Source organism: Domibacillus indicus, assembly GCF_023715895.1.
In the GTDB taxonomy this organism is placed as follows: Bacteria; Bacillota; Bacilli; order Bacillales; family Domibacillaceae; genus Domibacillus; species Domibacillus indicus_A.
This window is the reverse complement of sequence record NZ_JAMBOO010000001.1, coordinates 254,545-279,993: the sequence shown is the minus strand read 5'-3', so window position 1 is coordinate 279,993 and position 25,449 is coordinate 254,545. Positions and strand designations below refer to the sequence as shown.

The 25,449-nt window shown below is 45.5% G+C and carries 27 protein-coding genes; 13 read left to right on the top strand and 14 right to left on the bottom strand.

All coding sequences use genetic code 11. The features are described from left to right. Position 1 precedes the first annotated feature (1 nt). The gene (locus tag M3221_RS01530; RefSeq protein ID WP_242234041.1) at positions 2-508 is read right to left on the bottom strand and encodes a phosphatidylglycerophosphatase A family protein; all 507 of its coding nucleotides are present in this window, start codon (positions 506-508) and stop codon (positions 2-4) included. Between the two features lie 122 nt (positions 509-630). Between M3221_RS01530 and M3221_RS01525 the strand changes: the two genes are divergently transcribed. Continuing rightward, positions 631-1,611, top strand: a complete 981-nt coding sequence (locus tag M3221_RS01525; protein ID WP_251269766.1) for a 2-hydroxyacid dehydrogenase — start codon at positions 631-633, stop codon at positions 1,609-1,611. A gap of 35 nt (positions 1,612-1,646) precedes the next feature. Here M3221_RS01525 and M3221_RS01520 read toward each other — a convergent pair whose 3' ends face one another. Then, a complete protein-coding gene (locus M3221_RS01520) occupies positions 1,647-1,889 on the bottom strand; it encodes a NifU family protein (protein ID WP_242234039.1) in 243 nt (80 codons plus the stop codon). 202 nt (positions 1,890-2,091) lie between these two features. Here M3221_RS01520 and M3221_RS01515 point away from each other — a divergent pair, with 202 nt between their 5' ends. After that, the gene (locus M3221_RS01515) at positions 2,092-3,489 is read left to right on the top strand and encodes an NAD-dependent succinate-semialdehyde dehydrogenase (RefSeq protein ID WP_285878772.1); all 1,398 of its coding nucleotides are present in this window, start codon (positions 2,092-2,094) and stop codon (positions 3,487-3,489) included. A gap of 36 nt (positions 3,490-3,525) precedes the next feature. Here M3221_RS01515 and M3221_RS01510 read toward each other — a convergent pair whose 3' ends face one another. After that, complete coding sequence (locus M3221_RS01510) at positions 3,526-4,593, bottom strand: NAD(P)/FAD-dependent oxidoreductase (RefSeq protein ID WP_251269765.1); 1,068 nt, start codon at positions 4,591-4,593, stop codon at positions 3,526-3,528. 159 nt (positions 4,594-4,752) lie between these two features. Between M3221_RS01510 and M3221_RS01505 the strand changes: the two genes are divergently transcribed. Further along, on the top strand, positions 4,753-4,989 hold the full coding sequence (locus tag M3221_RS01505; protein WP_242234037.1) for a YuzB family protein: 237 nt from the start codon (positions 4,753-4,755) through the stop codon (positions 4,987-4,989). 52 nt (positions 4,990-5,041) lie between these two features. On the opposite strand, the gene M3221_RS01500 is transcribed toward M3221_RS01505, so the two are convergent. Further along, complete coding sequence (locus tag M3221_RS01500) at positions 5,042-5,728, bottom strand: DUF2225 domain-containing protein (RefSeq protein ID WP_251269764.1); 687 nt, start codon at positions 5,726-5,728, stop codon at positions 5,042-5,044. A gap of 164 nt (positions 5,729-5,892) precedes the next feature. Here M3221_RS01500 and M3221_RS01495 point away from each other — a divergent pair, with 164 nt between their 5' ends. Further along, positions 5,893-6,261, top strand: coding sequence for a HesB/IscA family protein (locus M3221_RS01495; protein ID WP_255821944.1), 369 nt, complete (start codon positions 5,893-5,895; stop codon positions 6,259-6,261). Positions 6,262-6,666: 405 nt separating this feature from the next. After that, a complete protein-coding gene (locus M3221_RS01490) occupies positions 6,667-9,915 on the top strand; it encodes a DUF6359 domain-containing protein (RefSeq protein WP_251269763.1) in 3,249 nt (1,082 codons plus the stop codon). Between the two features lie 102 nt (positions 9,916-10,017). On the opposite strand, the gene M3221_RS01485 is transcribed toward M3221_RS01490, so the two are convergent. After that, on the bottom strand, positions 10,018-10,659 hold the full coding sequence (locus tag M3221_RS01485) for an SDR family oxidoreductase (protein WP_251269762.1): 642 nt from the start codon (positions 10,657-10,659) through the stop codon (positions 10,018-10,020). A 52-nt stretch (positions 10,660-10,711) separates the two neighbouring features. After that, positions 10,712-11,665, bottom strand: a complete 954-nt coding sequence (locus M3221_RS01480) for an NAD(P)/FAD-dependent oxidoreductase (protein ID WP_251269761.1) — start codon at positions 11,663-11,665, stop codon at positions 10,712-10,714. 272 nt (positions 11,666-11,937) lie between these two features. On the opposite strand from M3221_RS01480, the gene M3221_RS01475 reads away from it, so the two are divergent. From M3221_RS01475 to M3221_RS01465, 3 genes are all read left to right on the top strand, one after another. Next, positions 11,938-13,155 carry an NAD(P)/FAD-dependent oxidoreductase gene (locus M3221_RS01475; RefSeq protein WP_242234152.1) on the top strand — a complete coding sequence of 406 codons (1,218 nt, stop codon included), beginning with the start codon at positions 11,938-11,940 and terminating at the stop codon, positions 13,153-13,155. 61 nt (positions 13,156-13,216) lie between these two features. After that, a complete protein-coding gene (locus M3221_RS01470; RefSeq protein ID WP_251269760.1) occupies positions 13,217-13,696 on the top strand; it encodes an NUDIX domain-containing protein in 480 nt (159 codons plus the stop codon). Between the two features lie 246 nt (positions 13,697-13,942). Next, positions 13,943-14,260 carry a YuiB family protein gene (locus tag M3221_RS01465; protein WP_242234031.1) on the top strand — a complete coding sequence of 106 codons (318 nt, stop codon included), beginning with the start codon at positions 13,943-13,945 and terminating at the stop codon, positions 14,258-14,260. Here the strand turns inward: M3221_RS01465 and M3221_RS01460 are convergent. Next, on the bottom strand, positions 14,257-15,009 hold the full coding sequence (locus tag M3221_RS01460) for a cobalamin-binding protein (protein WP_251269759.1): 753 nt from the start codon (positions 15,007-15,009) through the stop codon (positions 14,257-14,259). The two genes, M3221_RS01465 and M3221_RS01460, sit on opposite strands and share 4 nt — an antisense overlap. A 50-nt stretch (positions 15,010-15,059) precedes the next feature. On the opposite strand from M3221_RS01460, the gene M3221_RS01455 reads away from it, so the two are divergent. The 4 genes from M3221_RS01455 (at position 15,060) to M3221_RS01440 (ending at position 18,827) form a co-directional block, all read left to right on the top strand. Further along, entirely contained in the window at positions 15,060-16,529 is a 1,470-nt protein-coding gene (locus M3221_RS01455) for a leucyl aminopeptidase (protein ID WP_251269758.1), read from the top strand. A gap of 113 nt (positions 16,530-16,642) precedes the next feature. Further along, positions 16,643-17,971, top strand: a complete 1,329-nt coding sequence (locus M3221_RS01450) for a Na+/H+ antiporter family protein (protein ID WP_251269757.1) — start codon at positions 16,643-16,645, stop codon at positions 17,969-17,971. 49 nt (positions 17,972-18,020) lie between these two features. Next, entirely contained in the window at positions 18,021-18,410 is a 390-nt protein-coding gene (locus M3221_RS01445; protein ID WP_251269756.1) for a hotdog fold thioesterase, read from the top strand. A gap of 51 nt (positions 18,411-18,461) precedes the next feature. Further along, the gene (locus tag M3221_RS01440) at positions 18,462-18,827 is read left to right on the top strand and encodes a DUF2188 domain-containing protein (RefSeq protein WP_251269755.1); all 366 of its coding nucleotides are present in this window, start codon (positions 18,462-18,464) and stop codon (positions 18,825-18,827) included. 29 nt (positions 18,828-18,856) lie between these two features. On the opposite strand, the gene mnhG is transcribed toward M3221_RS01440, so the two are convergent. Genes mnhG through M3221_RS01405 form a run of 7 tightly spaced genes read right to left on the bottom strand, consistent with a single transcriptional unit; the run spans position 18,857 to position 24,601 of the window. Beyond that, positions 18,857-19,210 (bottom strand): monovalent cation/H(+) antiporter subunit G, encoded by a 354-nt coding sequence (gene mnhG, locus M3221_RS01435; protein WP_251269754.1) that lies wholly within the window; start codon positions 19,208-19,210, stop codon positions 18,857-18,859. Further along, the gene (locus M3221_RS01430; RefSeq protein ID WP_251269753.1) at positions 19,194-19,478 is read right to left on the bottom strand and encodes a Na(+)/H(+) antiporter subunit F1; all 285 of its coding nucleotides are present in this window, start codon (positions 19,476-19,478) and stop codon (positions 19,194-19,196) included. The genes mnhG and M3221_RS01430 overlap by 17 nt, the downstream gene beginning before the upstream one ends. After that, positions 19,475-19,954, bottom strand: a complete 480-nt coding sequence (locus tag M3221_RS01425; protein WP_251269752.1) for a Na+/H+ antiporter subunit E — start codon at positions 19,952-19,954, stop codon at positions 19,475-19,477. The genes M3221_RS01430 and M3221_RS01425 overlap by 4 nt, the downstream gene beginning before the upstream one ends. Positions 19,955-19,959: 5 nt before the next feature. After that, positions 19,960-21,441: a Na+/H+ antiporter subunit D gene (locus tag M3221_RS01420; protein WP_251269751.1), complete on the bottom strand. Its 1,482-nt coding sequence runs from the start codon at positions 21,439-21,441 to the stop codon at positions 19,960-19,962. Further along, positions 21,434-21,775 (bottom strand): Na(+)/H(+) antiporter subunit C, encoded by a 342-nt coding sequence (locus tag M3221_RS01415; RefSeq protein ID WP_251269750.1) that lies wholly within the window; start codon positions 21,773-21,775, stop codon positions 21,434-21,436. Before M3221_RS01415 ends, M3221_RS01420 begins: the two co-directional genes overlap by 8 nt. Beyond that, a complete protein-coding gene (locus M3221_RS01410; protein ID WP_251269749.1) occupies positions 21,775-22,197 on the bottom strand; it encodes a Na(+)/H(+) antiporter subunit B in 423 nt (140 codons plus the stop codon). Before M3221_RS01410 ends, M3221_RS01415 begins: the two co-directional genes overlap by 1 nt. Further along, entirely contained in the window at positions 22,184-24,601 is a 2,418-nt protein-coding gene (locus M3221_RS01405; protein WP_251269748.1) for a Na+/H+ antiporter subunit A, read from the bottom strand. Before M3221_RS01405 ends, M3221_RS01410 begins: the two co-directional genes overlap by 14 nt. Positions 24,602-24,886: 285 nt before the next feature. Here M3221_RS01405 and M3221_RS01400 point away from each other — a divergent pair, with 285 nt between their 5' ends. Beyond that, a complete protein-coding gene (locus tag M3221_RS01400; protein WP_251269747.1) occupies positions 24,887-25,444 on the top strand; it encodes a DUF5366 family protein in 558 nt (185 codons plus the stop codon). Positions 25,445-25,449: the final 5 nt, after the last annotated feature.

Genomic DNA, 25,449 nt, shown 5'->3' with positions numbered 1-25,449 from the left:
CTTATTCGGTATGGGCAGCACGGTGGGCAAGACGGCTCGCTGCAGCAGCAGCAAGGGCGCCGACAATATCATCTAAAAATGTGTGTACCTGTCCGGTTGATTTGTCATTTAAAAACTCCAGAATACCTGGCTTTTGCTTATCAATATAGCCGTAGCTTGTTAAGCCAATTGTTCCATAAACATTAATAATAGCAGTGGCAATCGTTTCATCAAGGCCATACAGTCCTTCATCCGTTTTAATAATGGATTGAAGCGGTTCCGCCAGCTGGTTTTTCTCCGCCAGCATATCAAGCTGAATGCCGGTCAGGATCGCGTTTTGTACTTCACGCTTACGCAGTACAGCTTCTACATGCTCTGCTGCTTCTTCCAGCTTCAAATTAGGATGATAAGGTTTTTGTAAATATAAAACAAGCTCCGCAATATCATCCACTTTAACGCCGCGCTCGGCAATCCAGCGGCGGGCCGTTTGTTCAGACATGCTCATGACGCGTTTCTTTTCAATACTCATCTTCCACACACCTTTTTTATCATTATATGTATTACTGCTGTTCCTATACCCGTTTTCATTGTGACATACTCAAGATGAAAATGATACAATAAGACAGAATAATCGGAAATGGGGGACGCTGTGTGAAGCCGTATGTGTACGTAACGAGAAAAGTGCCGGATGAAATAACAGCGAGGTTGTCGGCTTCTTACCAGGTGGAAACATGGACAGAAGAGGACAGAGCTGTGCCGCGGGAAATTCTGCTCGAAAAAGCAGCCTCCGCTCATGCATTGTTAACCGTAATTTCAGATACAGTGGATGAGGAATTGCTTTCACAGGCTGAACGATTAAAAGTGGTCGCAAATATGGCCGTTGGCTTTGATAATATTGATTTGGATGCGGCCAGCCGCCATGGTGTGGCTATTTGCAACACGCCGGATGTATTAACGGATACAACGGCAGATTTGACCTTCGCGCTTCTTTTAGCAACAGCACGCCGGGTAACAGAAGCGTCTGAGTTTGTGAAAGAAGGAAAATGGACAAGCTGGGCGCCGATGATGCTGGTTGGAACGGATGTGCATCATAAAAAAATCGGCATTGTTGGAATGGGTAAGATCGGAACCGCTGTAGCCAAAAGAGCAGCCGGCTTTGATATGGATATTTTATATCATAACCGCAGCCGCCATGAAGTAGCAGAAGAAATGCTGGGTGCCCAGTACCGCAGCTTGGACGAGCTTTTAGAGGAAGCGGATTTCGTCGTTTGCCTGGCTCCGCTGAACGATGATACACGGGGCATGTTTCAGCGGGAACACTTTCAAAAAATGAAAAAAGATGCGATCTTTATCAATGCAAGCCGGGGACCGATTATCAATGAACAGGCACTAATAGAGGCACTCGAAGCCGGTGACATTGCAGCAGCAGGGCTGGATGTATTCGACAGCGAGCCGATTTCCGCTGATCATCCGTTTTTATCGATGAAAAATGTAGTGGCACTTCCGCATATCGGCAGCGCATCAAGAGAGACAAGGCTGGCTATGATGCAGACATGCTGTGACAATATTGAAGCGGTATTTGATGAACGTCCGCCCAAAACGCTTGTGAACAAAGATGTATTACAATTTTAAAAAAGAGCTGATCTTATAAAGATCAGCTCTCATCATTAAAACACTTGTTCAACTTCTACAACACCAGGAACTTCTTCGAGCAATGCGCGCTCAATTCCTGCTTTGAGTGTAATAGTAGAACTAGGGCAGCTGCCGCACGCGCCAAGCAGACGAAGTTTTACGATCCCGTCTTCAATATCAACGAGTTCGCAGTCGCCGCCGTCGCGAAGCAGGAATGGACGTAATTTATCAAGTACTTCCTGTACTTCACTGAACATTTGTTGTTCTTGTGCTTGCATGAATCATCGGCTCCTTTCGATTCGATACATATATTATAATGATTTTAAATTGAAAATGCAATTTCTCCTTTACGGAAAGGGAAAAAGGATGTTTTATTCTCAGCACCCCTATATAGAATGAAAAAGTGTTTAAAAAAGATCGTCAGGGCAATAGAACACTATACGTATAAATAAGGAGAGGATTAGCTTGAAAGAATGGAAAATGTACATAAACGGTGAATGGGTAACAGCGGATGAACAAATTCAAGTCGTGAATCCGGCAACAGGCGAAACCTTTGCATCCGTACCCAAAGGCGGCGCTGTGGAGGCGAAGCAAGCTGTAGATGCAGCTTATGAAGCATTTCGCACATGGTCCCAAAAAACGGCCGGTGAGCGATCCGAATTATTACGAAATTGGCATCGCCTCATTGACGAGCACAAAGAAGAAATTGGCCGGATTATGACGGAGGAACAGGGGAAGCCGCTCCAGGAAGCAATTGGCGAAGTGAATTATGCGAACAGCTTCATTTTATGGTATGCAGAAGAAGGAAAGCGGGTGTACGGAGAAACGATTCCAGCCTCAGATCCGAAAAAGCGCCTGTTTGTTTCACGTCAGCCAGTAGGCGTTGTCGCAGCCATTACACCATGGAATTTCCCGGCAGCCATGATTACGCGCAAAGTCGGACCAGCACTGGCATCCGGCTGTACGGCTGTAGTAAAGCCGGCTTCTTCCACTCCTCTTACAGCGCTGAAGCTTGTTGAACTCGCTCATGAAGCGGGTATCCCAAAAGGAGTACTGAATGTTGTAACCGGTGATTCAAAATCAGTGGCTGGTTCCTGGATGGAAGACAGCCGTGTGCGCAAAGTGACTTTTACCGGTTCAACGGAAATTGGCAAAGTGCTCATGAAGCAGGCAGCAGATACAATGAAAAAAGTATCGCTTGAGCTTGGCGGCCATGCGCCATTTATTGTTACAGCCAATGCAGATATCCAAAAAGCAGCCAAAGGCTTGATCGGCTCAAAATTCCGTAACGCCGGCCAAACCTGTGTGTGCGCTAACCGTGTATACGTTCATGAATCCATTGAGCAGGAATTTACGGAGGCGTTTAAAGCAGAAGTGGCGAAATTACGTGTCGGGAATGGAATGGAAGAAGGCGTAACGATCGGCCCGCTTATTGATGCGGATGCAGTTGAAAAAGTACAAAACCAGTTAAAAGATGCGAAAGAAAAAGGGGCAGTCATTCAAATGGGCGGTGAAGCGGACGGAAACTTTATTACGCCTGCTGTTCTAACGAACGTGACAGATGATATGGAATGTATGGTTGAGGAAACATTCGGTCCACTGGCACCGATTGCCACGTACCGTACAACCGAAGAAGTGATAGAACGCGCGAACAACACACCATTTGGCCTGGCGGCTTATGTGTTCTCGGAAAATATTTCAGAAGCTATTGCGATAAGCGAAGGGCTAGAATATGGCATTGTCGGGTTGAATGATGGACTTCCATCTGTGGCCCAGGCACCATTTGGAGGCTTTAAAGAGAGCGGGCTTGGACGCGAGGGCGGCCATCACGGCATGGAAGAATTTTTAGAAGTTAAATATATTTCGCTTGGATTGTAAAATAAAAAAACCGGCTGAAGAAGCCGGTTTTTTTTATTATCCGTTGTGATATTTGTACATCCATAAAACGCCTGATTTCAAGAAGCGGGCAACGCGTCCGGTAATAGCCCGGTCTGCTACAAAACCAAAGCCCTGTTTTTTGCCAAGAGAACCAAGTACACCTTTAAGTTTCATTTCCGGCATTTTTTCCGGAAGCGGCTCATTTCTCCAGCGCTTTTGAAGAACATCGACAATCTGTTCTGCTTGTTCTTCCGCAAGCTGTGCGCTCGGTGCATGAGGAAGGCTTGCGCAGTCTCCGACTACATAAACATGTTCATTGCCGGGCAGATTATGATGAGGTGTCAATACAACGCGGTCAGAGCGGTCTTTTTCCACATTCATCTGCCGGACAACAAGGCTCGGCTGAATGCCTGCGGTCCATACAACAGCGTCCATTTGATATTCGTCTTCACGGTTGTAAATACGGTCAGGCTCAACACGGGTAATGTTTGCATCTCTCACTACTTCCACGCCGTGGTCGGTAAACCATTTCTCAATATAACGGCTTAAACGCTGCGGGAAGTCTTTTAAGATACGCGGTCCGCGGTCAAACAATTTAATATCAAGATCCGGACGGCTTTCACGAAGTTCACTCGCCAATTCAATTCCGGAAAGGCCTGCACCTACAATACCAACTTTTGAACCAGCCGGCATGTTGTTCAGCTTTTCATACGTGGCACGCGATTTTTGGATGGACTGAATGCTGTATGTATACTCTTCAGCCCCTGGCACGCCGTGATATTTATCCTCACAGCCAAGGCCAATAACAAGGTCGTCGTAAGCAAGAGCGCCTTTTGCTTTTAACTCAACTTCTTTTCGATCTAAGTGAATAGCTGTAATTTCGTCGTAAATAATATTTAGTTTTTCATGCTCCGGGAAAGATACACGGACCTCATGATCGGAAGCGGTTCCAGCCGCCAGTGCATAGTACTCCGTTTTCAAGCAATGATATGGCACTTTATCAACCAGTGTAATCGTTACGTCATCCGGCAAATGATTGGGCAACAGCCTGAGCAAAACACGCATATTGCCATATCCGCCTCCAAGCAAAACTAAATGTCTCATATGTATGACCCCTCTGCTTCGTATTCATATGTACAGTATTCATTTATTCATATCCGAGTATAACGAAGATAGCCCTATTATTCAACAGACTTCGCGAAACTTCACGCTTTTTTCTGCACGTAAATGATAGTACAATAAGCGGGTGAGGTGAAAGATAAAATGAAGCCAATTATTGAGTTTTGCGTCAGCAACTTAGCAAGCGGTTCCCAGGAAGCATTTGAAAAATTGGAACGGGATCCGAACTTGGATGTGATCGAATATGGCTGCTTAAGCTACTGCACACGCTGCTCGGAATCTCCATTTGCGCTTGTGAATGGAGAAGTTGTCGATGGAGCGACGCCTGACGAGCTTGTTTCGAATATATATACACATATTGACCAAACGTGGCTGTTTTAAACATCAAAAAACCGGATGCTGTCCAAGGCAGCCGGTTTTTCTTATGTACACTTTAAGTCGTTTTCATTTGCTCGCGTAATTCATGCCAGCGGTCACGCGCCATTTCCACAATTTGTTTTTCGTTTGACTGGCGCTGCCGTTCAATCACTTTTGAAAAATAGGAAACGGCTTTTTCCGTGCGTCCCAGCTTTCGATTCAGTTCACCAAGGAGATAGAGCACTTTAATTTCAGACATTTTCTGTGCTACATCCTCCACAGAAAAAGCTTCCTCATACTCACGGGCAGCGATAGACAAAAATCGCTTTTCTTCTTTGTTGCGGCCCATGTCCCGATAGATCCATGCCGTGCGAAGGGCAAGACCTGCCAAAGTTAAATGCTCTTCTTTTTTCAGTACGCCAGAATAAAGAGCGAGCTTATAGCTTTTAATCGCTTTAGCTGGCGAACGCTCACCGCTGAAATCCTGCTCGACCCAGTGATCGGATACCGAAGCCTTTAATACTTCTGCTGTTCCTGGTGCAAAATAAGAAGTAAAATCCTCTGTAAATGAATAGCCGCAATGCATACAAACATGCACATTGTAAAAAAGAGGATTTATCCCTCCCGCTTCATAAAGCGGTTTTAAGTCCGTATCCTGGCCAATGACTTTAACAGCACTTTTACGAACTTTCGTTGTGCTAAAGGACTGCTGGCAATGAGGGCACTTCATCATTTTATGATAAATTAATGGGGCATCAGACATGATAAAACCTCCTTTTTTTCTGAAATAAAGGTCTTTTTACTTATTTTATTATACAGGAATTGGAGGTAAAAAGAATTAATTTGAATAAAAAAATCAATGAGCGGTTCAGTTGAGGATTTGTTCTATTCCTCGTATACTAAAAGAAAATGAAAGGAGCGATTCCTTTGGCGGATCAACAAGTTGTTACAATTACGGAAGCTGCGGCTTTTCAGATAAAAGATATGATGAAGCAAAACGAAGAAGAAGGTTCATTTTTGCGGGTAGCTGTTCATGGTGGCGGATGCAGTGGATTATCATACGGGATGGGTTTTACGCCTGAAGCAGAAGAAGGCGATATGGAACTTCTTCAGCACGGTATCCCGATTGTGGTAGCCAAAAAGGATGCCCCGATTTTGAAGGGAACGATAGTGGACTACAAGCAGTCGCTAATGGGCGGCGGATTTACGATTGATAATCCAAATGCCATCGCGTCCTGCGGCTGCGGGTCTTCTTTCCGGACAGCAACAGAAACCGGAACACCGGAAAACTGCTAATAATAAAAAAGCCTGGCTGTATCTACGGATGCAGCCAGGCTTTTTTATTGGCTTGATTTCTTTTTTCGCGTAAACCAAACCGATACAAGCGGAATGATAACGAAGAACAGAATAAACAAGGCAAAGATTAATTGTAAAAGCCAATAATCATTATACAAGCTGCTGCCTCCTAAAAGTTTTTTACCTTTAATATGGGACAGCAGGAAGATTCTTATACAAAAAGGCTTACATAAAAGGAAATAGAATGAATCAAACGGACAATAATAAGGAGGAAATTATTCCTGTTTTTTCTATTTATTAAAGTTTTTTAAATTATCTGTAAAGGTTATATTTTAAAATAAAAAGTAGATTACAATGAAGGTGGTTTTTGTCGAACGAGCCATTACATGAGAGAGGAGTTTTTAAATGAGAAAAATTGGACAGGCTTTATTTGCTCTTGTACTCGTCATTGGCACATTGCTTCCGTTTCAAATCCCGGCGAGCGCCGCATCGATCACGGTGGCGGATGCCATTGCTAACAACTCGGGTACAGCGACCGTCGAAGGCTATATCGTTGGCTACGCACTATCAGGAAGTAGTTATACAACAGATCCTGCACGTTATCAAAATACAAATATTGGTATAGCGGATGAAGCAGGAGAGACAGATCCAGCTAAAATATTACCAGTGCAATTAACGACAAGTTTCCGGCAGGGTATTAATTTAAAGGATCATCCAGGGAATCTCGGCAAAAAAGTGCGGGTGACAGGCTCTCTTGAAGTGTATTTTACAGTTCCTGGCTTGAAATCACCAACGTCGATTGAACTTTTGGATAACGGAACCGAAGAACCAGAAGTGCCTGAGGAGCCGTCAAACCTTATAAAAGAACCGATTTCCGACGTGCGCCAAAAAGCAGAAAACACGAAGGTGTGGACGTCTGGCACAGTAACGGCTGTTTTCGGAAGCACGGTGTATATTCAGGATGAAACCGCCGGTATTGTTTTATATGGTTCCGGTATGAATGTAAAAATAGGTGATGTTGTAGATGTGAAGGGAAGCATTGATGACTACAATTCTCTTTTGGAGATTAACGTATCATCCGGCAGTGTAACTGTGACCGGCCAGGCTGGTGTGCCGGCACCGTTAACCGTAAGGGCTGATCAATTCACAGAAGAAGTGGAAGGGGAGCTTGTTACAATCAACAACGTTTCTATTTCCAGTTTTTCAGGCGGCAATTACACAGCAAAGGACGGAGAAGGAAATACCTTTCAAATCAGGCCGCAGGATGCATCACTTCTTGCCATAAACACCAAATACGATTCGGTAACAGGGGTTGTCGGCTCTTACAACAACGCCTATCAATTAATTCCGCGCCATGCAGCGGATATTGAACCTGACTCTTCTACGGCTGGAGCGGTAACGGCCAATCCGGCAGCGGGCGTTGTTAAAGCAGGAACGAGTGTTACACTGTCTTCGCCAACAGAGGGTGCCGACATTCGTTATACGCTGGATGGCTCTCAGCCGACAAAAGAAAGCGCGCTTTATACAGAACCGATCGTGATTAATGAAAACAAAACGATTCAAGCAGCAGCATTTAAAGAAGGCTTAAATGACAGTGCCGTTTCCTCTTTTTCATACGTTATAGAAAAAGAAAACATTCGCATCCATGATATTCAAGGAGCTGGGCACACTTCTCCGTATAATGGTTTAGCTGTTGGAGATGTAGAAGGAATCGTTACCCATATCGTTGACAGCAGTAACTTTTATATGCAGAGCGTAGAAGCAGATGAGGATGAAAATACGTCAGAAGGTATTCTCGTTTATAAGCGGAGCCACGGGTTGTCGCAAGGAGATCTTGTCTTTGTTGATGGTACGGTAAAAGAATGGGTGCTTGATGGATATGCGGAAAAGCTGCAAACAGATCTCCCCGTAACGGAAATTAGTGCGGGTACTGTCAGTAAAAAAGCATCCGGACAGCCGCTGCCGGCACCGGTTGTGTTGAATAAAGATCGCATGATGCCAATGAAAGTGATTGATAACGACCAATTTGGCATATTCGATCCACAGCAGGACGGCATTGACTTTTTTGAAAGCATGGAAGGCATGCGCGTTCAAGTGAAGAACCCGAAAATCATCGCTCCGCAGAGATACGGAGAAGTAGTGGTTGTGCCGGAAAATATAGAAACCAATACAACAGCGGGGGGTCTTCGGATTGAAGCAGACGACTACAACCCAGAACGTATTCATCTTGATTTGGATAATGAAGACTTTGTGGCAAAAACAGGCGACTCATTTGCCGGTCCTGTCACGGGTGTCGTCAGCTACGGCTACAGTAACTTTAAAGTGCTGGCGGACGAAGTGCCTGAAGTGATTGACGGAGGGTTAAAAGCAGAAGAAACAACCCTTACATCAACGAAAGATGGACTAACGATCGCTTCTTACAATCTCGAAAACTTTTCAACGGTTTCAGGCGAAGAGAAAACAAGACGCCTTGCCATGGGAATTGTAAATGGAATGAAGTCGCCGGATATCATCGGTGTAACAGAAGTACAGGACAATGACGGGCCAGCAGATTCTGGCACAACGGACGCATCTCAAAGCGCCGCCGTACTGATTGAAGCTATAAAAGAGCTGGGCGGACCGGCTTATGAGTACACGGATGTGGCACCGGTCAATAAAGAAGACGGCGGACAGCCGGGCGGTAACATTCGTGTTGGCTTCTTGTACAATCCTGAACGTGTTAGTCTTGCGGAAGGAACAAAAGGAAGCGCGACAGAAGCGGTTGCCTATGTAGATGGGAAATTGACCGCTAATCCTGGCCGGATTGATCCGGAAAACGAAGCGTTTGAAAATAGCCGCAAGCCGCTGGCTGCTCAATTTATATTTAAAGGTGAAAAGGTCATTGTAGTGGCCAATCATTTTAATTCAAAAGGCGGAGATGAGCCGTTATTCGGAAAAAATCAGCCTCCTTATTTAGAGAGTGAAATCCAGCGCAAGCAAATTGCTGCGATTGTAAATGGCTTTGTTGAAGATGTAAAGTCAGCGGATCCAAATGCGAATCTGGTGCTTTTAGGTGATTTTAACGATTTTGAATTTACCGAGACTCTTTCTATTGTAAAAGGGGATGAGCTGACCAACATGATTGAAAGAGTACCGGCAGAAGAGCGGTTCACGTATTCCTATCAAGGAAATGCACAGGTGCTCGACCATATCCTGGTCACGAATAATATGGCCGCTTCTACTGAAGTGGATATTGTTCATACCAATTCACAATTTATGGAGGAGCATGGACGGGCGAGCGACCACGATCCAGTAATCATTCGCACGACCTTTGCGGAAGATACTCCAGAAGCAGAAATCGTTTATGTGCCGGCGATGGAGAAAAAACAGTTTGTGGCTGCACAGCCGGGGATTCATCTGGAGTTTGATGAAGGCGCCCGTTTCAGTAAAGGCATTATCGTAAAGCGTTCAGCTGTACTGGAAGGAGAAGGGTTAAAGTATAATACCGTTATCGTTTCCACGCCGAAAAAAGGGCAGGTTATTGATTTGCGAGATGCAGAAGTGAAAGAAGTTCAAATCGATACGAAGCAGGAAGTGGAGATTATAGGGGCTGACAACGTAAAGAAATGGACAGATTTACGAGGAAAGAAAACAAAAAAAACGGCTGCTTCTTAAGCAGTACAACCGCCCGGCCGCTGCCAGGCGGTTTTTTGTGATGAAACATCTGCAGCAAAAAAGCCGGCATACCAGGGGCATGCCGGTTTTTTTCTATATTAATTATAAGGCTTTTAAGGCTTCGGCAATCGGGACAGTGCCTTCGACAATTTCAAAGATCCGGCCCTCTGTTTGGGGGGCGAGCAGGCTTTGAACAAGTACTTCGGCAACATCAGCCCGTGTAATAGACTCCATTCGATTCGCAACTTGGGGAGCTGCTTCAATTTTTCCGCTGCCGGCTTCATTTGAAAGGGCACCGGGACGAACGATCGTATAAGTAAGACCGCTCATCATTAAATGAGCATCTGCTTCATGCTTGGCCCGAAGATAATGCTGCAGAGCCTCAGGACCTGCATCCGGCCGGTCTGCTCCCATTGAACTGAGCATGACAAAACGCTCAATACCATGTGAAACGGCCAGGTCAATGGCTTTGATTGCTCCATCGCGGTCAACAGCCGTAGTTTTGTGAGGGCCGGTTGCTGAGCCGGAGCCGGCTGCAAAAATAACCGCGTTCACATCATTCATTGCATAACTAAAGTCCTGCTCCAGGTCGGCCAAAACCGGTCTGGCACCAAGCTGTTCCATGTCTGCCATCTGGTCGGTTTTTCGAACCATTGCTTTAACGTGATGCTGAATATTTTCAGCCAGACTTTGGACAACGAGGCGGCCGGTTGTACCGGCTGCACCGATCACAAGTACATGCATAGTGAACCACCCTTTTTTTCCGTTTCTTATTCCTTTACCCGCTATTAAAGGATTAAAACAAGGACGTGCTGTGCAGCGGCTGGACTTTTGCATCCGGATCAATATAGGATTTTGCATTGTTAACGGCCGTCGGCGCTTCTCCAAATCCAGTGGCAATTAGCTTTACTTTACCTGCGTATGTTGCCACATCACCGGCTGCATACACACCTGGGATATTTGTCTCCATACGTGAATTGACCACAATCGAGTTTTTCTCAATGTTAAGCCCCCAATTTTTCATCGGGCCAAGTGAAGAAATAAACCCGTAGTTTACAAGGAGGTCATCGATCTCTAGCGATTTCTTTTGGTCGCCTTTCACTTCCTCAAGCGCAAGAGTCTGCCCGTCAAAGGATACAGGAACAAATGGCGTCATAATCTGGATATCTGATTTGTGAAGCAAGTCCACACTGTGTTCGTGGGCGCGAAATTTGTCACGCCGGTGAATAATGGTCACTTCTTTTGCGGTTTTTTCAAGCATCATGGCCCAGTCAACCGCAGAATCACCGCCTCCTAGAACCGCGACACGCCGGCCTGAAAAAGAGGAAAGGTCATTGACAAAATAATGAACGTTCGGCAAAGCATCTGCGCCATCAAGCTCAAGCCGCCTCGGCTGAAAAGCACCGTTGCCCGCGGTAATAATTACCGCTTTGGTTTCATGCTTTCCCTTATCCGTTCCAAGAACAATACTGCCGTCTGGATTTTTTTCGAGGGACTGAACGGCCTCCTCCAGACAAAGTTCAACTGGAAAACGATTCATTTGTTCGACAAGCCGGTCAACCAGCTCCTGCGCCCGTACTGCCGGAAAAGCAGCTACATCGTAAATAAACTTTTCTGGGTAAAGAGCGGATAACTGTCCTCCCGGCTGCGGCAGGCTTTCGATAATTTTAACAGAAGCACCGCGCATTCCTGCGTAAAAGGCGGCAAACAGGCCGGTAGGACCTGCCCCGATAATCGTAATGTCTTTCACTCATAATCCCCCTTTTTAAAAAGCCATAAGATTGATGTATATGCTATCTTTGCTTTATTATGTCTTATTTTACAAAATTCCATAAGGGAAGTCTCATTTCAAATTTCTTGTCCAAATAACTTGAAAAAAGCAGTCAAAGCGTCTATGATAAAACTAGTTATGCACATTGTTAACATTTTGTGACAAAGTAAGAGGTATTTTTTTATACTTATACGTGAAGATTATCACATTCTTCGCGTGAATATTTTTAGTAGAGGTGGATAAAGATGACAGTGAGAAAGCCGAAAATTGTAGTACTAGGCGCCGGCTATGGCGGTCTTATTACTGTAACACGTCTTCAAAAAGCATTATCTGTAGATGAAGCAAATATTGTGCTCATCAACAAAAATGATTACCACTATGAAACAACATGGCTTCATGAGGCATCAGCGGGCACTATGCACCACGATCGTGTGCGCTACGATATCGATGCAGTCATCAACCGCAGCAAAGTAGAATTTATTCGCGCGGAAGTAGAAGATATTAAAACAGATGAAAAGAAAGTCATTTTAGATACAGGCGAAGTAGAGTATGACTACCTTGTGATCGCCCTTGGCGGAGAATCTGAAACATTCGGAATCGAAGGACTAAAAGAACACGCTTTCACCATTTCGAATGTAAACACATCCCGTCAATTGCGTGATCATATTGAATTCCAGTTTGCAACTTATGCAAATGAAGAAGAAAAAAATGATGAGCGTTTAACATTTGTTGTCGGCGGTGCCGGCTTTACAGGTATCGAGTTCCTTGGTGAGCTTGCAAACCGTGTTCCTGAGCTTTGCAAAGAATATGATATTGATTTTTCAAAAGTGCGTATGTACTGCGTAGAAGCAGCACCTATGGTTCTTCCTGGTTTTGACCCTGAGCTTGTTAAATATGCGGTTGCACAGCTTGAGAAAAAAGGTGTTGAGTTCAAAATCGGCACACCGATCAAAGGTGCAACAGCTGACGGCATTATCGTGGCAAAAGGCGAAAACGAAACAGAGGAAATCAAAGCAGGCACAGTGGTTTGGGCAGCAGGTGTCCGCGGCAGCAGTATCATCGAAAAATCAGGCATTGAAAACATGCGTGCACGCGTAAAAGTAACGCCTGAACTTCGCGCTCCTGGCCATGACGAAATCTTCATTTTAGGTGACTGTTCACTTGTGATCAACGAGGAAATCAACCGTCCGTACCCGCCAACGGCGCAAATCGCAATGCAGCAAGGGGAAACGGTTGCGAAAAACCTTGTGAAGTTAGTGAAGGGCGAAGGGAACCTTGAATCCTTCACACCGAACATTAAAGGTACAGTGTGCTCACTTGGCGATAACGATGCAATCGGTGTCGTGTTCGACAAAAAGCTTAAAGGCACAAAAGCTTCATTCATGAAGAAAATGATTGATAACCGCGCGCTATTTATGGTTGGCGGCCCTTCACTTGTCTTGAAAAAAGGGAAATTCAACGTCCTGTAAAAAGCAAAAGAGCCCTCTTTAAAAGAGGCTCTTTTTTTATGGAAAGAAAGGAAGCGTTTGGATGAAAAGGGGAAAGGTATGGCTGGCGGCAGCCGGTCTGGTTATTGACAGCAGCGGGCGCTGGCTTGTTGTGAAAAAAGCATATGGCGGGCTGAAGGGACAATGGTCACTGCCGGCCGGATTTGTGGATGCGGGCGAAACAGTAGATGAAGCCGCTGTCCGAGAGGTGCGTGAGGAAACAGGAATTGAAGCATCCGTGTGCGGGGTGGCCGGTATTCGGTCTGGCGTCATTCAACATGATGTCAGTGATACCATGGTCGTTTTTCATATGATGCCGGCAGAAGAAAAGGAGCCCGAAGCATGCGGGAGAGAATTACTCGCTGCGCGCTGGATGGACGTATCGGAACTGCAAGAAAGTTCCGATACGTCCGTGCTTTTGCGCCGCATCATTGAATCATTTGAGGCGCCAGGTTTAACTTCTCTCGATATCTCAGATCCAGGTCCGCAGTTTGGCTATACAGCATACCGCTTTTTTGGGTAAGAGGATGAGGGAATAAAAAGAAGGAAAATGGTTATACTAAACCGGGAAAGTTTATTTCCTTTTCAAAAGGAAATACTTCTATAAAGCACTGGGTACGCGTCCCCCTCGTATCCAGTGCTTTTTTGTGTGGAAGACTACCTGTCCGGCTAAAAGTGCAACATGCCGGGTTTTCTCTGTTTTTCGCTCATTGACCTTTTGAGAGCGGTTCAGTACACTTAAATGTATACAAATAGGGGGAATGGCTCCATGCATATTGCCGTTGTACTTGTATCTGCCTTGCTGTTTTTTGTTCTGTTTTTTGGCATTGGGTTTATTTTAAACATGCTGCTGCGCATGACGTGGATTATGGCTTTTATTTATCCGCTTGTGACGATCGCCATTGTGGACAATATCAGCACGCTTGATTACTTGTTTCAGCCGGGAGAATCATTCGGTATTCTCAGCGGGCGGGTGATCGGGCTTCAGCCGGTCGATATTACCATTCTATCATGCGGCTTTTTAGGCGCTATTGGAAGCGGATTCGTCATGCGGCTGCTGCGTGCAAAAGGCTATCAAATGTTTTAAGGAAGCGGCCTCTTTAAGGTCGTTTTTTTGTTTTGTAAAAGCTTGTCCAATGTTTCAATTCCTTTAAGCAGGTTTGGCGATGGCCGGCAAAAGTATTTTTCTTCCAGAATGAAAACGGGCGTTTCTTCGTACCCAGGCCGTTTTCTAATGATATCGATATTTACTTTGCTGGTCATTACTCCTACCCACGCCAGCAGGATGACATCCGGCTTTTTTTCCAGAACCGTTTCCCAATCGGTTTGTAAGCTTGGCATTAATCTATCTTCAAATACATTGATTCCGCCGCACAGCGTACTGATTTCGGTGAGCCAATTGGTGCCTCCGGGTGTAAACAATGGCTTCGGCCACCATTCCCAATAAAGACGCACACGGTCTGTCCATTCACGTGACCTGTACGGCTGGAGTGCCCGCATCCACTTGCTTCGAGCTTCTCTTCCATCTGTTCTACAAGCTTCGGCAATTTGCTCAATGGAATGCCCGATATCGTCAAGTGAATGGGGATTTGTCACGATATACGGAATGCCAAGCTGATCCAGTGCTTCTATATTTTTCTCCATTCCTGGTACACTGAGCGATGCCAGCACCATATCCGGCTGAAGAGCGGCCAGCTTCTTCATATCAATCGCTAAATCAGGTCCGAGCCTGGTTCGTTCTAAGTCGGAAAAGTCGTCTACACCGACAATTTGCTCTTCCAGACCAAGATACTGGCACACTTCTGTATTGCTAGGGCAAAGCGATACAATCCTCATTCCAACACTCCTATCCATTTTCCCCTATAATAGCACGTGAGGTGATGAAAATGTTTGTAATCAAAAACGAACCCTTTTTGGAAACTGAAGCAGATGTACTCCTTATCGGCCTGTTTGATAAGCCATTGAAATTTGAGGGAGTGCTCGAACCGCTCGATCAAGCTTTTTCCGGACAGCTGACAGAACTAGTGAAAAACGGTGATCTTTCCGCGAAAGAAGAACATACCTCTGTTATTCCAGCTCTTGGCCATATTCCAGCTAAGCGAATGGTCACAGTTGGGCTTGGCAAAGAAAAAGAAGCGGATTTTCATGCCATTCACCGAGCTGTCCAAAAAGCAGCCAAGCAGTCCAGGCCATACGGTCTGGAATCGATTGCCATTGTACTTGATTCCTTTGTCACAGAGAACGTGACAGCCGTTGAAGCGGCAGAGGCTTTAACAGAAGCCCTGTTTTTAGCGCGCTTTGAATACACGGGATACCGCACGCCGGGTAACGAGCCGGAAAAGCAGTTAACGACAGTTGCCGTATATACAGAGGCAGATCCGGACGAAATCCAGGCGGCATGTAAAGTAGGAAAAACGATGGCAGATGGCACGAACACAGCGATTCGTTTAACCGCTACTCCGCCGAATATGATGACAGCCAGTGATCTTGCCCTTCATGCGGAGAAATTGGCCGAGCGGTATGGCTTTGAACTGGAAGTGCTGGAACGGGAAGATATGGAGAAAATCGGCATGGGTGCTTTTTTAGCCGTTGCCCAAGGATCGGCTGAACCGCCTAAAATGATTACGCTCAAATACAACCCTGCAGATAGCTGGGAGGATGTACTGACATTTGTCGGAAAAGGAGTCACTTTTGATACAGGCGGCTACTCTATCAAGCCGAAAGATGGCATTGTCGGCATGAAAACAGATATGGGCGGCGCAGCGGCTGTGCTTGGTGCGATGGAGATTATTGGAGAGCTGCAGCCGGATCAGCCGGTTATGGCTGTGATTCCCGCGACAGACAATGTGATTAGCGCCAATGCTTTTAAACCAGATGATGTCATTACCTCTTTGTCAGGAAAAACGATCGAAGTAAAAAATACAGATGCAGAAGGCCGCCTTGTGTTAGCAGATGCGATCACGTATGCCAAACAGCAGCGTGCCGGTAAAATTGTGGACGTGGCCACACTGACAGGCGGAGTGATCATTGCGCTTGGAAAAGATAAAACAGGTGCGATCACCAACAATGAACCGTTTTTTGAGCAGGTGCTTGAAGCATCACACGAAGCGGGGGAAATGATCTGGCAGCTTCCGCTGACTGAATACGATAAAAAAAGAATTCGAACAAGCGATGTGGCGGATTTAAACAATTCTCCGGGACGGGAAGGCCATGCCATTATGGGAGGCGGCTTTATCGGCGAATTTGCAGAAAGCACGCCTTGGGTGCACCTCGACATCGCCGGCAGTGCAGAGCTGACACCGGGAGTCATGACACGGACACTAGCAATTTTGGCGCTGTCAGATCAGTCTGAATAATTTGTTTATTAACTATATTAGAAAAGTATATTGACAAGCGGGCAGGCAATTTGCTATCTTTAAGCGGTTCTTTAGTAATTTAGCAGATTAAAGTGTTGGAGGTATAAGAAGAGATGAATGCAGTTGTTTTTGCTGTCATTGTAATGCTCATCCTCAGCCTGCTCCGCGTCAATGTTGTATTTTCCCTTATTACGGGTGCTCTTGTCGGCGGGTTAATAGGCGGACTTGGAATGGATGGGACCATTGCGGCGTTTTCTGAAGGAGTCGGGGGCGGTGCAAATGTCGCGCTCAGCTATGCAATGCTTGGCGGATTCGCCGTTGCGGTTTCAAGCACGGGGCTTCCAGAAGCACTTGTTGCATTTGTATTAAAGTTTATTGGAAATAAAGAGGAAGCACGTTCGAAAAAGCTGCCGAAAGCTCTTATTTTATTTGTGATCTTAATTATGGCCTGCTTTTCACAGAACGTGATCCCTGTTCATATTGCGTTTATTCCGCTTTTGATTCCACCTTTGTTAAAAATCATGAATGAACTGCGGATTGACCGGCGCCTGACAGCATCTGTACTAACATTCGGTCTTGTAACGCCGTACATGCTGTTGCCAGTCGGTTTCGGACAGATTTTCCACGAGATTATTGCAACCAATATGACTGACAGCGGACTTGAAGTGGCTATCGACCAGGTGCCAAGAGCGATGATGCTGCCAGCTGCCGGCATGCTTGTCGGTTTACTCATCGCGGTCTTTTTTACGTACCGGAAGCCGCGGGAATATGCAGAATCCAAGTTGTCAACTTCAGAAGAATCAGAGGTCAGCGGCCCCCTTTATACAACTTCTGGGTTGATTACGGCAGGCATTTCTATCGTCGCTGCCCTGGCTGCACAGCTATTAACAGACTCTATGGTATTTGGCGCGCTCGCCGGAATTGTGATCCTGTATGTGTTTCGGGCGGTTCGCTGGAGTGAGGCAGACCAACTGCTGACAAACGGTATGCGCATGATGGCCTTTATCGGCTTTGTCATGATTGCTGCTTCCGGATTTGCCAGTGTTATGGGAGCTACAGGTGATGTAGAAACATTAGTGCAAAACTCTGCTGCAGCAATCGGTGGAAACAAGGCGCTTGGTGCCCTGCTGATGCTTGTAGTCGGGCTGCTTGTTACAATGGGTATCGGTTCATCTTTTTCAACGGTTCCGATCATTGCGACCATTTTCGTACCGCTTGCTTTGGAACTTGGCTTCAGCCCGCTGGCAACGATTGCGCTTGTGGGAACAGCCGGCGCGCTTGGTGACGCTGGTTCACCTGCTTCGGACAGTACGCTCGGTCCAACGTCCGGATTAAACGCAGACGGACAGCACGACCATATTTGGGATACAGTTGTGCCGACATTTCTTCACTATAATATCCCTGTTATTATTTTCGGCTGGATTGCAGCCATGACGTTATAATAAAAAGGTGCCTCTTTAAGAGGCACCTTTTTTTAAAGGAGAGGATTTTATGAACATTCAAACCGATCATACACTGCTTGCCGCACTCGGAATGGAAGTAGTGACGATTGAAACGGGCCGTGTAGTGATGACAATGCCTGTGGATGAACGCACGCGCCAGCCGTTCGGATTTCTGCACGGAGGCGCTTCTGTTGCCCTTGCGGAAACCGCGGCAAGTATTGGCGCTGCAGCGATGATTGACTTGGACACGGAGGTCTGCTTTGGCCTTGAAATCAATGCCAACCACATCAAATCGAAAAGAGATGGGATTGTGACGGCTACCGCTCTAATCGTTCACCGTGGAAAGTCAACAATGGTATGGTCTATTGAAATAAAGGACGAAAACGGGGAGCTGATTTGTCTTTCACGATGTACGATTGCTGTGAAAGCGAAAAAGTGACGTTTGATTTTTTCGTAGGGCGGGAATATTTTTGGAAAAGGAGTGGTTTTCATGCCTTGGAACAAAAATGAGTACCCGGCTTCGATGAAAAATCTGCCGGATCATATACGCGATAAAGCGATCGAAATTGCCAATGCGCTCTTGGGTGAAGGGTATGAGGAAGGGCGTTCTATTGCCATTGCCATTGACCGTGCGAGAAGCGCAGAAGGAAAAAAGGATGAAGGACGGCCGCGTTATGAAGTAAAGCATGAAGAAGAGCGTTGGGTACTGAAAAAAGAAAATGGCAAACGGGCCATCCGTTCAGAGGGCACAAAACAGGCGCTTTTAGAGGAAGCGAAAGAATATGTGAAACAGCACGAAGGAATTCTTACGATTTATCAGGAAAATGGTGAGAAGGCCCAAACGCTGTATGAATAAAAAAAGCTGTCCAGTTGCGGACAGCTTTTTTAGTTCTTTTTTTGTGCCTGTTTAGTCTTTAAGTCATCACGCACGCTTTGATCCCACATTTTCACGCCGGAATTGTAGGCGGCACGGCTGATTAAATGGCCTGCAACAGGTGCAGTAATAAAAAAGAAAGCAATACCGAGCAGGAGCCGTGAGCTGAAAAATCCGTCCTTCGCAAAAAAGTAAACAAACGTTGCCAGCAGAATGCACATCACTCCGAGTGTTGCGCTTTTAGAGGCGGCGTGATTGCGTGTATAAACGTCTGGAAGGCGGATCAGCCCGAATGCTGCGACAAGGGTTAAAAACGCTCCTAGAAGCAATAAAACGGCAATAACAGCTTCACTGATCACGGTCATATTCAATCACCTCGCCTTTTTCTAAAAACTTGGCAAAAGCAACGGTTCCGATAAATGCCAAAATACCAATCAAGAGAATAACATCGAGATAATTATGCGTATCAAGCAGCATAGACAAAACGGCGGTAATCGACACAAGATTGACGCCCATTGCATCGAGGGCGACAACACGGTCTGGAACGGTTGGCCCTTTCACAAGCCGGTAAACGAGGCCAATCATAGAAACGGCCAGCAGTAAAAGAGAAATCTGCAAAACAGTCTCAATCATCCGCGGCTCACCTCCATAATGGCTTTTTCAAACGAATTTTTAATGCTGTCTACTGCTTCTGACACATCTTCAATATCAATAGCGTGAATGTAAAGAGTTTTATTATCATCCGATACATCCACCACAAGTGTACCGGGAGTCAGCGTAATTAAATTCGACAGCAGGGTGACTTCCCAATCCGACTTCAGTTCAGTTTCAAGTGCGAAGATACCCGGACGAATGTTCAGTTTGGGACGGAGCACCAGCTTTAACACGTCAAAATTCGCTTTAATTAACTCTTTTAAAAACAGCAGAAACAAATAGATCACGGCCCAGACACGATGCAGATAAAAGCGGCTTTTAAAAAAGCGGCGCATTCCAGCCATCACAATCAATCCAAGCAGGTATCCAATAATAAAGGTCCGTGCACTGAAAGACACCTGCAAAAACATCCAAAGAAATGCGAGAAACACATTGAGTAAAATTTGAAAAGCCATACGATCTACTCCTTTAATACGGCGTCAATGTAGATTTCCGGATGGATGAGCGCTTCAACAGCCTGCATCACATAAGGATAAACCGCTTCTGTTCCGACACCGTATAAAACAGAAAGAACAACAAGAGCTGCAGCCGGAAGGAACAAGGAGGATGTTTGTTTTTTTACATGAAGCTGCGGCAATTTTGGCTTTTTCCAAAAAACCTCCATAAATAACGTAACAACCGAATACAACACAGCCAGACTCGACAGAAGCACAACGATGGCTCCAACATATTCACCCGCTTCAAATCCTGCCCGGACAATCAATAATTTGCCGATAAAACCAGACAGCGGCGGAATGCCGGCGAGCGCAAAAGATGCTGTAAGAAAGGTCCAGCCAAGTGCCGGGTATTGGCGGATCAGCCCGCCCATCTTATCCATCTTTGACGTACCTGTAATCCAAATCATGATGCCGCCCAGCATAAACAGAGCCGCTTTGATAATCATGTCATGAATAAAATAAAAGAGGGTGCCGGCGATCGATTCCTCCGTCATAATGGCAATGCCGAATAATAGAACGCCAACCGCTATCACAATGTTATAGATCAGAATTTGTTTTACATCCTTGTATGCAAGAGCGCCAATCGAACCTGCAACCATGGTCAAGAGAGCCAGCAGGGATAAAATATCATGTGTAAATGGCTGGTCATGATAGAAAAATAGCGTGTAAGTTCGTAAGATGGCGTATACGCCTACTTTTGTAAGCAGGGCACCGAACAGGGCCAAAACAGGTGCAGGCGGTGCCGCGTACGAACCCGGCAGCCAAAAGTAAAGCGGGAAAATACCGCCTTTTAAACCGAACACAATCAAGAAAAGAAGCGCCAGCACGGTGACAATGGGCTCGCCGCCAATGTCAGTAAGACGGGCGGAAATGTGCGCCATATTCAGCGAGCCGGTAACCGAGTACAAAAATCCAACCGCGATAACAAAAATAGCGGAGGAAATCACATTAATCAAAATATATTTAATAGATTCCTGCAGCTGTACTTTTGTTCCGCCGATCACAATCAGCACATATGACGACATCAACATAATTTCAAAGAAAACAAACAGGTTAAAAATATCACCCGTTGTAAATGACCCATTTACGCCAACAAGCAAAAATTGGACAATTGGGTAGTAATAAAATGCTTCCCGGCCGCTGCCAATGGAGCGGAATGAGTAAATGACCACACAAAGCGTAATGACAGAAGACGTTAAAACGAGCAGGATACTCAGCATATCTGAGACAAGCGTAATACCAAATGGAGCCGGCCAGCTGCCCATGTCAACCGTTTGAATCCCATCCGTCTTCACTTTCATTAAAACAACAGCCGCTGCAATAACCGTAGCAAAAGAAGCAGCCACAGATACCACTCGCTGGGCATAGATACGCTTTGATAAAAACAGGAGTAACACAGCGGAAACAAGAGGGATCAGGATTGGCAAAATAGGTAAATTAATCATCCGTTTCCATTCCTCTCATTTGCTCCATATTATCTGTGCCAATCTCTTGGTACGCACGATAAGCGATTACAAGAAACACGGCTGTAACACCAAAACTAATGACAATAGCCGTTAAAATAAGTGCCTGCGGAATCGGGTCTGTATAAGCGGAGGCATGTTCCCCGAGAACCGGCACGGCTCCAGTCTTCAGCCCGCCCATCGTCAAAAGCATTAAATGGGTTCCGTGGCTGAGAAGCCCGGTGCCGATAATAATCCGAAGCAGGCTTTTCGAAAGCATTAAGTAAACCGCCGCTGCAAAAAGCAGGCCGGCAATGATACACATTAAAATTTCCATTATTCACTCTCTCCAATCGTTTGAATAATGGTCATGGTTACACCAATGACAACGAGGTACACGCCTAAATCAAACAACATCGCAGTGTGGAGCGATGTTTTGCCGAACAGCGGCAGTTGAAAATAATCATAAGCGTGAGTGAAAAACGGTACATTGAAAAGCAGAGATCCGGCAGCGGTTCCGACTGAAAAAAGGAGGCCAAGGCCGATCAGCCATTTGAAGTCAAGCGGAAACCCGTGCCGTACCGTTTTAATATCAAAAGCTAAAAGCAAAAGAACAATCGCGCCGGATGTAAGCAGGCCGCCTACGAAACCGCCGCCCGGATAATAATGTCCGGCAAAAAACAAGTGAACCGCAAAAAAGATAATCATGAAAAAAACGACTTTGGCGACGGTTTGGAAAATCACATCATTTGTTTTCATTTGTTTCGCCGCCTTTCTCAAGCCTTAGTTTAATCAGTCCGTAAATACCAAGTGCCGCAACAGCCAGCACAGCAATCTCAAACAGCGTATCAAAACCGCGGAAGTCAACGAGGATTACATTGACCATATTTTCGCCGCCGGCTTTTTCATATGTGTTCTCAACGTAATAGTCATTAATAGAAGTGAAAAACTTCGAGCTGTGAGCGGATATGCCAAGCAGTGTCACCATGATACCGACACCGGCTGCAACAAGGGCATTACCTGCCTGAAAGCGCCGTTTTTCTTCATGACGCGATAATTTTGGAAGGTGGTAAAAGCAAAGCAGAAACAAGGCTGTTGAGACTGTTTCAATTACAAGCTGCGTCAAAGCCAAATCCGGTGCGCGGAAAATAACAAAAAACAGCGACACGGTATAGCCAACCCCGCCAAGCGCAATAATGGACGTTAAACGTGATTTTGCCAGTAAAATGGTGGCAGTCGCAATAACCAGAACGATGATTAAGCTTACTTCATACAATCCGATCGGCGCAGCAGCAGAAGCATTATAGCGAAACGCTTCTTTCGCCCACATGGTGAAGCCGAGAATTCCGATAAAAAACACAAAAATGTACAAGAGATAGCTGCGGATAAAGCCGGTCATATACGCATTTGTAATCGCATTTGAGCCGCGTTCTGCTGCGTACAAGCTGGCATTGTAAAACTGATTCAGAGTAACCTTTCCAGGCATATAGTCATACATTTTGATCCATTTTGGCATGAGTTTATAGAGTAGAATGCCAATGACAATCACTCCGATGGTCATAAAGAGCTCAGGCTTAAAGCCGTGCCAAAAGGAAATATGAACGTCGAGCTGACCGCCCGGCGGCAGAATGGATGGTACAATAGCGGCCGCAGCCGGCTGAATCAAGCTGTAGGAAAGCAAATTCGGAAACAAGCCGAATACCACGACAAGAGCGGCTAAAATAATTGGTGAAACAAGCATGCCAATAGGTGCTTCATGCGGTTTTTTCTCGAGTTTTTCCGGCTGGAAGGGACCCGTAAAGACCTTAAACACAATTATCATGCTGTAAATAAATGTGAACACACTGCCAATCCAGGCCATAACCGGGAAAAGGATTGCCCATGTATCCATCTGGTACAAATCCAGTTTGAGTAAATGAACCATAGAAGCCAAAAACATTTCCTTGCTTAAAAAACCGTTAAATGGCGGCAGACCAGCCATTGAAAAAGCACCGATTACAGACAGCGTAAAGGTAACCGGCATTAAGCTCATTAATCCGCCAAGCTTGCGGATATCCCGCGTGCCTGTTTCATGGTCAATAATACCGACCGCCATAAATAAACTTCCTTTGAAGGTTGCATGGTTAATTAAATGAAACACAGCTGCAATAACCGCTGCGGTAAATACATTGTCATCCAGCGATTCAACATGAAGCGCTGCTGCCCCTATGCCCAGCAGCGACATGATTAAGCCAAGCTGACTGACCGTTGAGAACGCTAAAATTCCTTTTAAATCGGTTTGTTTTACGGCATTAAAGGAAGCCCATGTCATGGTGAATAATCCGACGGCTCCAACAATCCAGAACCAGTAGCCGGAAAAGGCAAAGATCGGACTGAAACGGGCAACAAGGTAAATCCCAGCTTTGACCATTGTAGCCGAGTGCAGATACGCACTAACCGGCGTTGGTGCTTCCATCGCATCTGGAAGCCAGATGTAGAATGGGAACTGTGCGGACTTTGTAAAAGCGCCGAGCAGAACAAGAATCATCGCAAGTCCAAAAAGCGGGTCTTCATTTAACTCCAGAGCCTGAGCCGCCAATTCACGAATGCTGAATGTATCACCCATAAGCGATAAAACGAGAAACCCGCCAAGCATCATCAATCCGCCGAATACGGTAATGAGCATCGACTTTAAAGCCCCGTAACGGGAGCGTTCGCGGTCATACCAGTACGCGATCAGCAGGAAAGAAGAAATAGACGTAAATTCCCAAAACATATACAGCGTGATCACATTGTCAGACAGGACAACGCCAAGCATCGCACCCATAAACATGAGTAAATATACATAAAAGTGACCTAGTTTTTCCTTTGATTGAGACAAGTAAAAAACAGAATACAGCACAACCAGCGAGCCAATCCCGGTAATCAAGAGGGCAAACAGGAGGCTTAAGCCATCTATGTATGCGGTAAAGTTGATTCCAAGTGATGGAATCCAGGAAGCTGTTTCGGTAATAGAACTGTTCTCTTTTGTGACGGGAAGATATTGCAGAAACATCCCGAACAAAAGAACGGGCAGAATCAGTACAAACCACCCAGTATGGATGGACGCTGCTCTTTTATGAATAAGCGGAACGAATACAGCCATCAAAAAAGGAGCGAGAATGGCCCAGTGAAGCAAAGACAAATAAATCCCTCCCCATATTTTTATGCATAATTCAAATTATAACGTAAAAAAAATGTTCGTGCATTGCCCAAAACGGGAGAACAATCGAACTGCTCCTTCTCGTAATAAATATGAAGAGTAACGGTATTTTCTGAACGAAAAAAATAAAAATTCGACAAAAGAACTATGCGGATTTTGACAGAAATTGTGGGGTTTTTCCAAAAAAAGATTGGAAATGACTTGTCATAACAAACAACCTCTTGCATAATGAACAGTGACTGATTGTGACAGGGGAGAATTATGTTGATGAAAAACTCGTATTTAACCGGCTATATGCCGCTCTTATCCATCTTATTATTCAGCTTATCACTTTCGATGTTTGGACAAGCCTTTATTGTAGATATGCTGAAAAAAGCAAACTTGTATAATACCATGCTCGATATCTTTACCAAAACAGAAGTAAATCTCGTCGTAATCGGCGGGTTGATGGTTGTATTCACTATGATTTTTGCCACGCTCAAGCTGCTGGCGAATACAGCAAACGAGCTGGCGCTGCTTTTTTTCTCTAAAGATGCAGAAGGAGAGCTGCTGAACAAAACTCGCTTTGGCGCAGTGATCTATTTTCTGGGCGGACTGGTTTCATTGGTCAGCTTTTCTTCTGCTGTCGGGACGATCATTATTTTTCTTGTGACGTCTGTAGTGTATGTTGTGTACTTTGTTTATAAGCTGAGCCCGCATATTTCAACGCCGCAAATGATTGGAATTATTGTGTTTGAAGCGGTCTTCTGGATTTTCTTCGGCTTATTGCTCGCTCTTATTTTTATGAAGTTATACAATGGCCTGCTGGCTGCTATACCACTTTAAAAAAA

Bases quoted from the DNA above. Each gene is read 5' to 3' on its own strand.
- M3221_RS01515 (WP_285878772.1), top strand. From the start codon at position 2,092: ATGTACATAAACGGTGAATGGGTAACAGCGGATGAACAAATTCAAGTC.
- M3221_RS01500 (WP_251269764.1), bottom strand. From the start codon at position 5,728: ATGTCTGATGCCCCATTAATTTATCATAAAATGATGAAGTGCCCTCAT.
- M3221_RS01420 (WP_251269751.1), bottom strand. From the start codon at position 21,441: ATGATTAATTTACCTATTTTGCCAATCCTGATCCCTCTTGTTTCCGCT.
- M3221_RS01485 (WP_251269762.1), bottom strand. From the start codon at position 10,659: ATGCATGTACTTGTGATCGGTGCAGCCGGTACAACCGGCCGCCTCGTT.
- M3221_RS01505 (WP_242234037.1), top strand. From the start codon at position 4,753: ATGAAGCCAATTATTGAGTTTTGCGTCAGCAACTTAGCAAGCGGTTCC.
- M3221_RS01465 (WP_242234031.1), top strand. From the start codon at position 13,943: ATGCATATTGCCGTTGTACTTGTATCTGCCTTGCTGTTTTTTGTTCTG.
- M3221_RS01440 (WP_251269755.1), top strand. From the start codon at position 18,462: ATGCCTTGGAACAAAAATGAGTACCCGGCTTCGATGAAAAATCTGCCG.
- M3221_RS01510 (WP_251269765.1), bottom strand. From the start codon at position 4,593: ATGAGACATTTAGTTTTGCTTGGAGGCGGATATGGCAATATGCGTGTT.
- M3221_RS01530 (WP_242234041.1), bottom strand. From the start codon at position 508: ATGAGTATTGAAAAGAAACGCGTCATGAGCATGTCTGAACAAACGGCC.
- M3221_RS01400 (WP_251269747.1), top strand. From the start codon at position 24,887: ATGAAAAACTCGTATTTAACCGGCTATATGCCGCTCTTATCCATCTTA.
- M3221_RS01470 (WP_251269760.1), top strand. From the start codon at position 13,217: ATGAAAAGGGGAAAGGTATGGCTGGCGGCAGCCGGTCTGGTTATTGAC.
- mnhG (WP_251269754.1), bottom strand. From the start codon at position 19,210: ATGACCGTGATCAGTGAAGCTGTTATTGCCGTTTTATTGCTTCTAGGA.
- M3221_RS01430 (WP_251269753.1), bottom strand. From the start codon at position 19,478: ATGATTGAGACTGTTTTGCAGATTTCTCTTTTACTGCTGGCCGTTTCT.
- M3221_RS01410 (WP_251269749.1), bottom strand. From the start codon at position 22,197: ATGAAAACAAATGATGTGATTTTCCAAACCGTCGCCAAAGTCGTTTTT.
- M3221_RS01520 (WP_242234039.1), bottom strand. From the start codon at position 1,889: ATGCAAGCACAAGAACAACAAATGTTCAGTGAAGTACAGGAAGTACTT.
- M3221_RS01425 (WP_251269752.1), bottom strand. From the start codon at position 19,954: ATGGCTTTTCAAATTTTACTCAATGTGTTTCTCGCATTTCTTTGGATG.
- M3221_RS01460 (WP_251269759.1), bottom strand. From the start codon at position 15,009: ATGAGGATTGTATCGCTTTGCCCTAGCAATACAGAAGTGTGCCAGTAT.
- M3221_RS01415 (WP_251269750.1), bottom strand. From the start codon at position 21,775: ATGGAAATTTTAATGTGTATCATTGCCGGCCTGCTTTTTGCAGCGGCG.
- M3221_RS01490 (WP_251269763.1), top strand. From the start codon at position 6,667: ATGAGAAAAATTGGACAGGCTTTATTTGCTCTTGTACTCGTCATTGGC.
- M3221_RS01450 (WP_251269757.1), top strand. From the start codon at position 16,643: ATGAATGCAGTTGTTTTTGCTGTCATTGTAATGCTCATCCTCAGCCTG.
- M3221_RS01455 (WP_251269758.1), top strand. From the start codon at position 15,060: ATGTTTGTAATCAAAAACGAACCCTTTTTGGAAACTGAAGCAGATGTA.
- M3221_RS01445 (WP_251269756.1), top strand. From the start codon at position 18,021: ATGAACATTCAAACCGATCATACACTGCTTGCCGCACTCGGAATGGAA.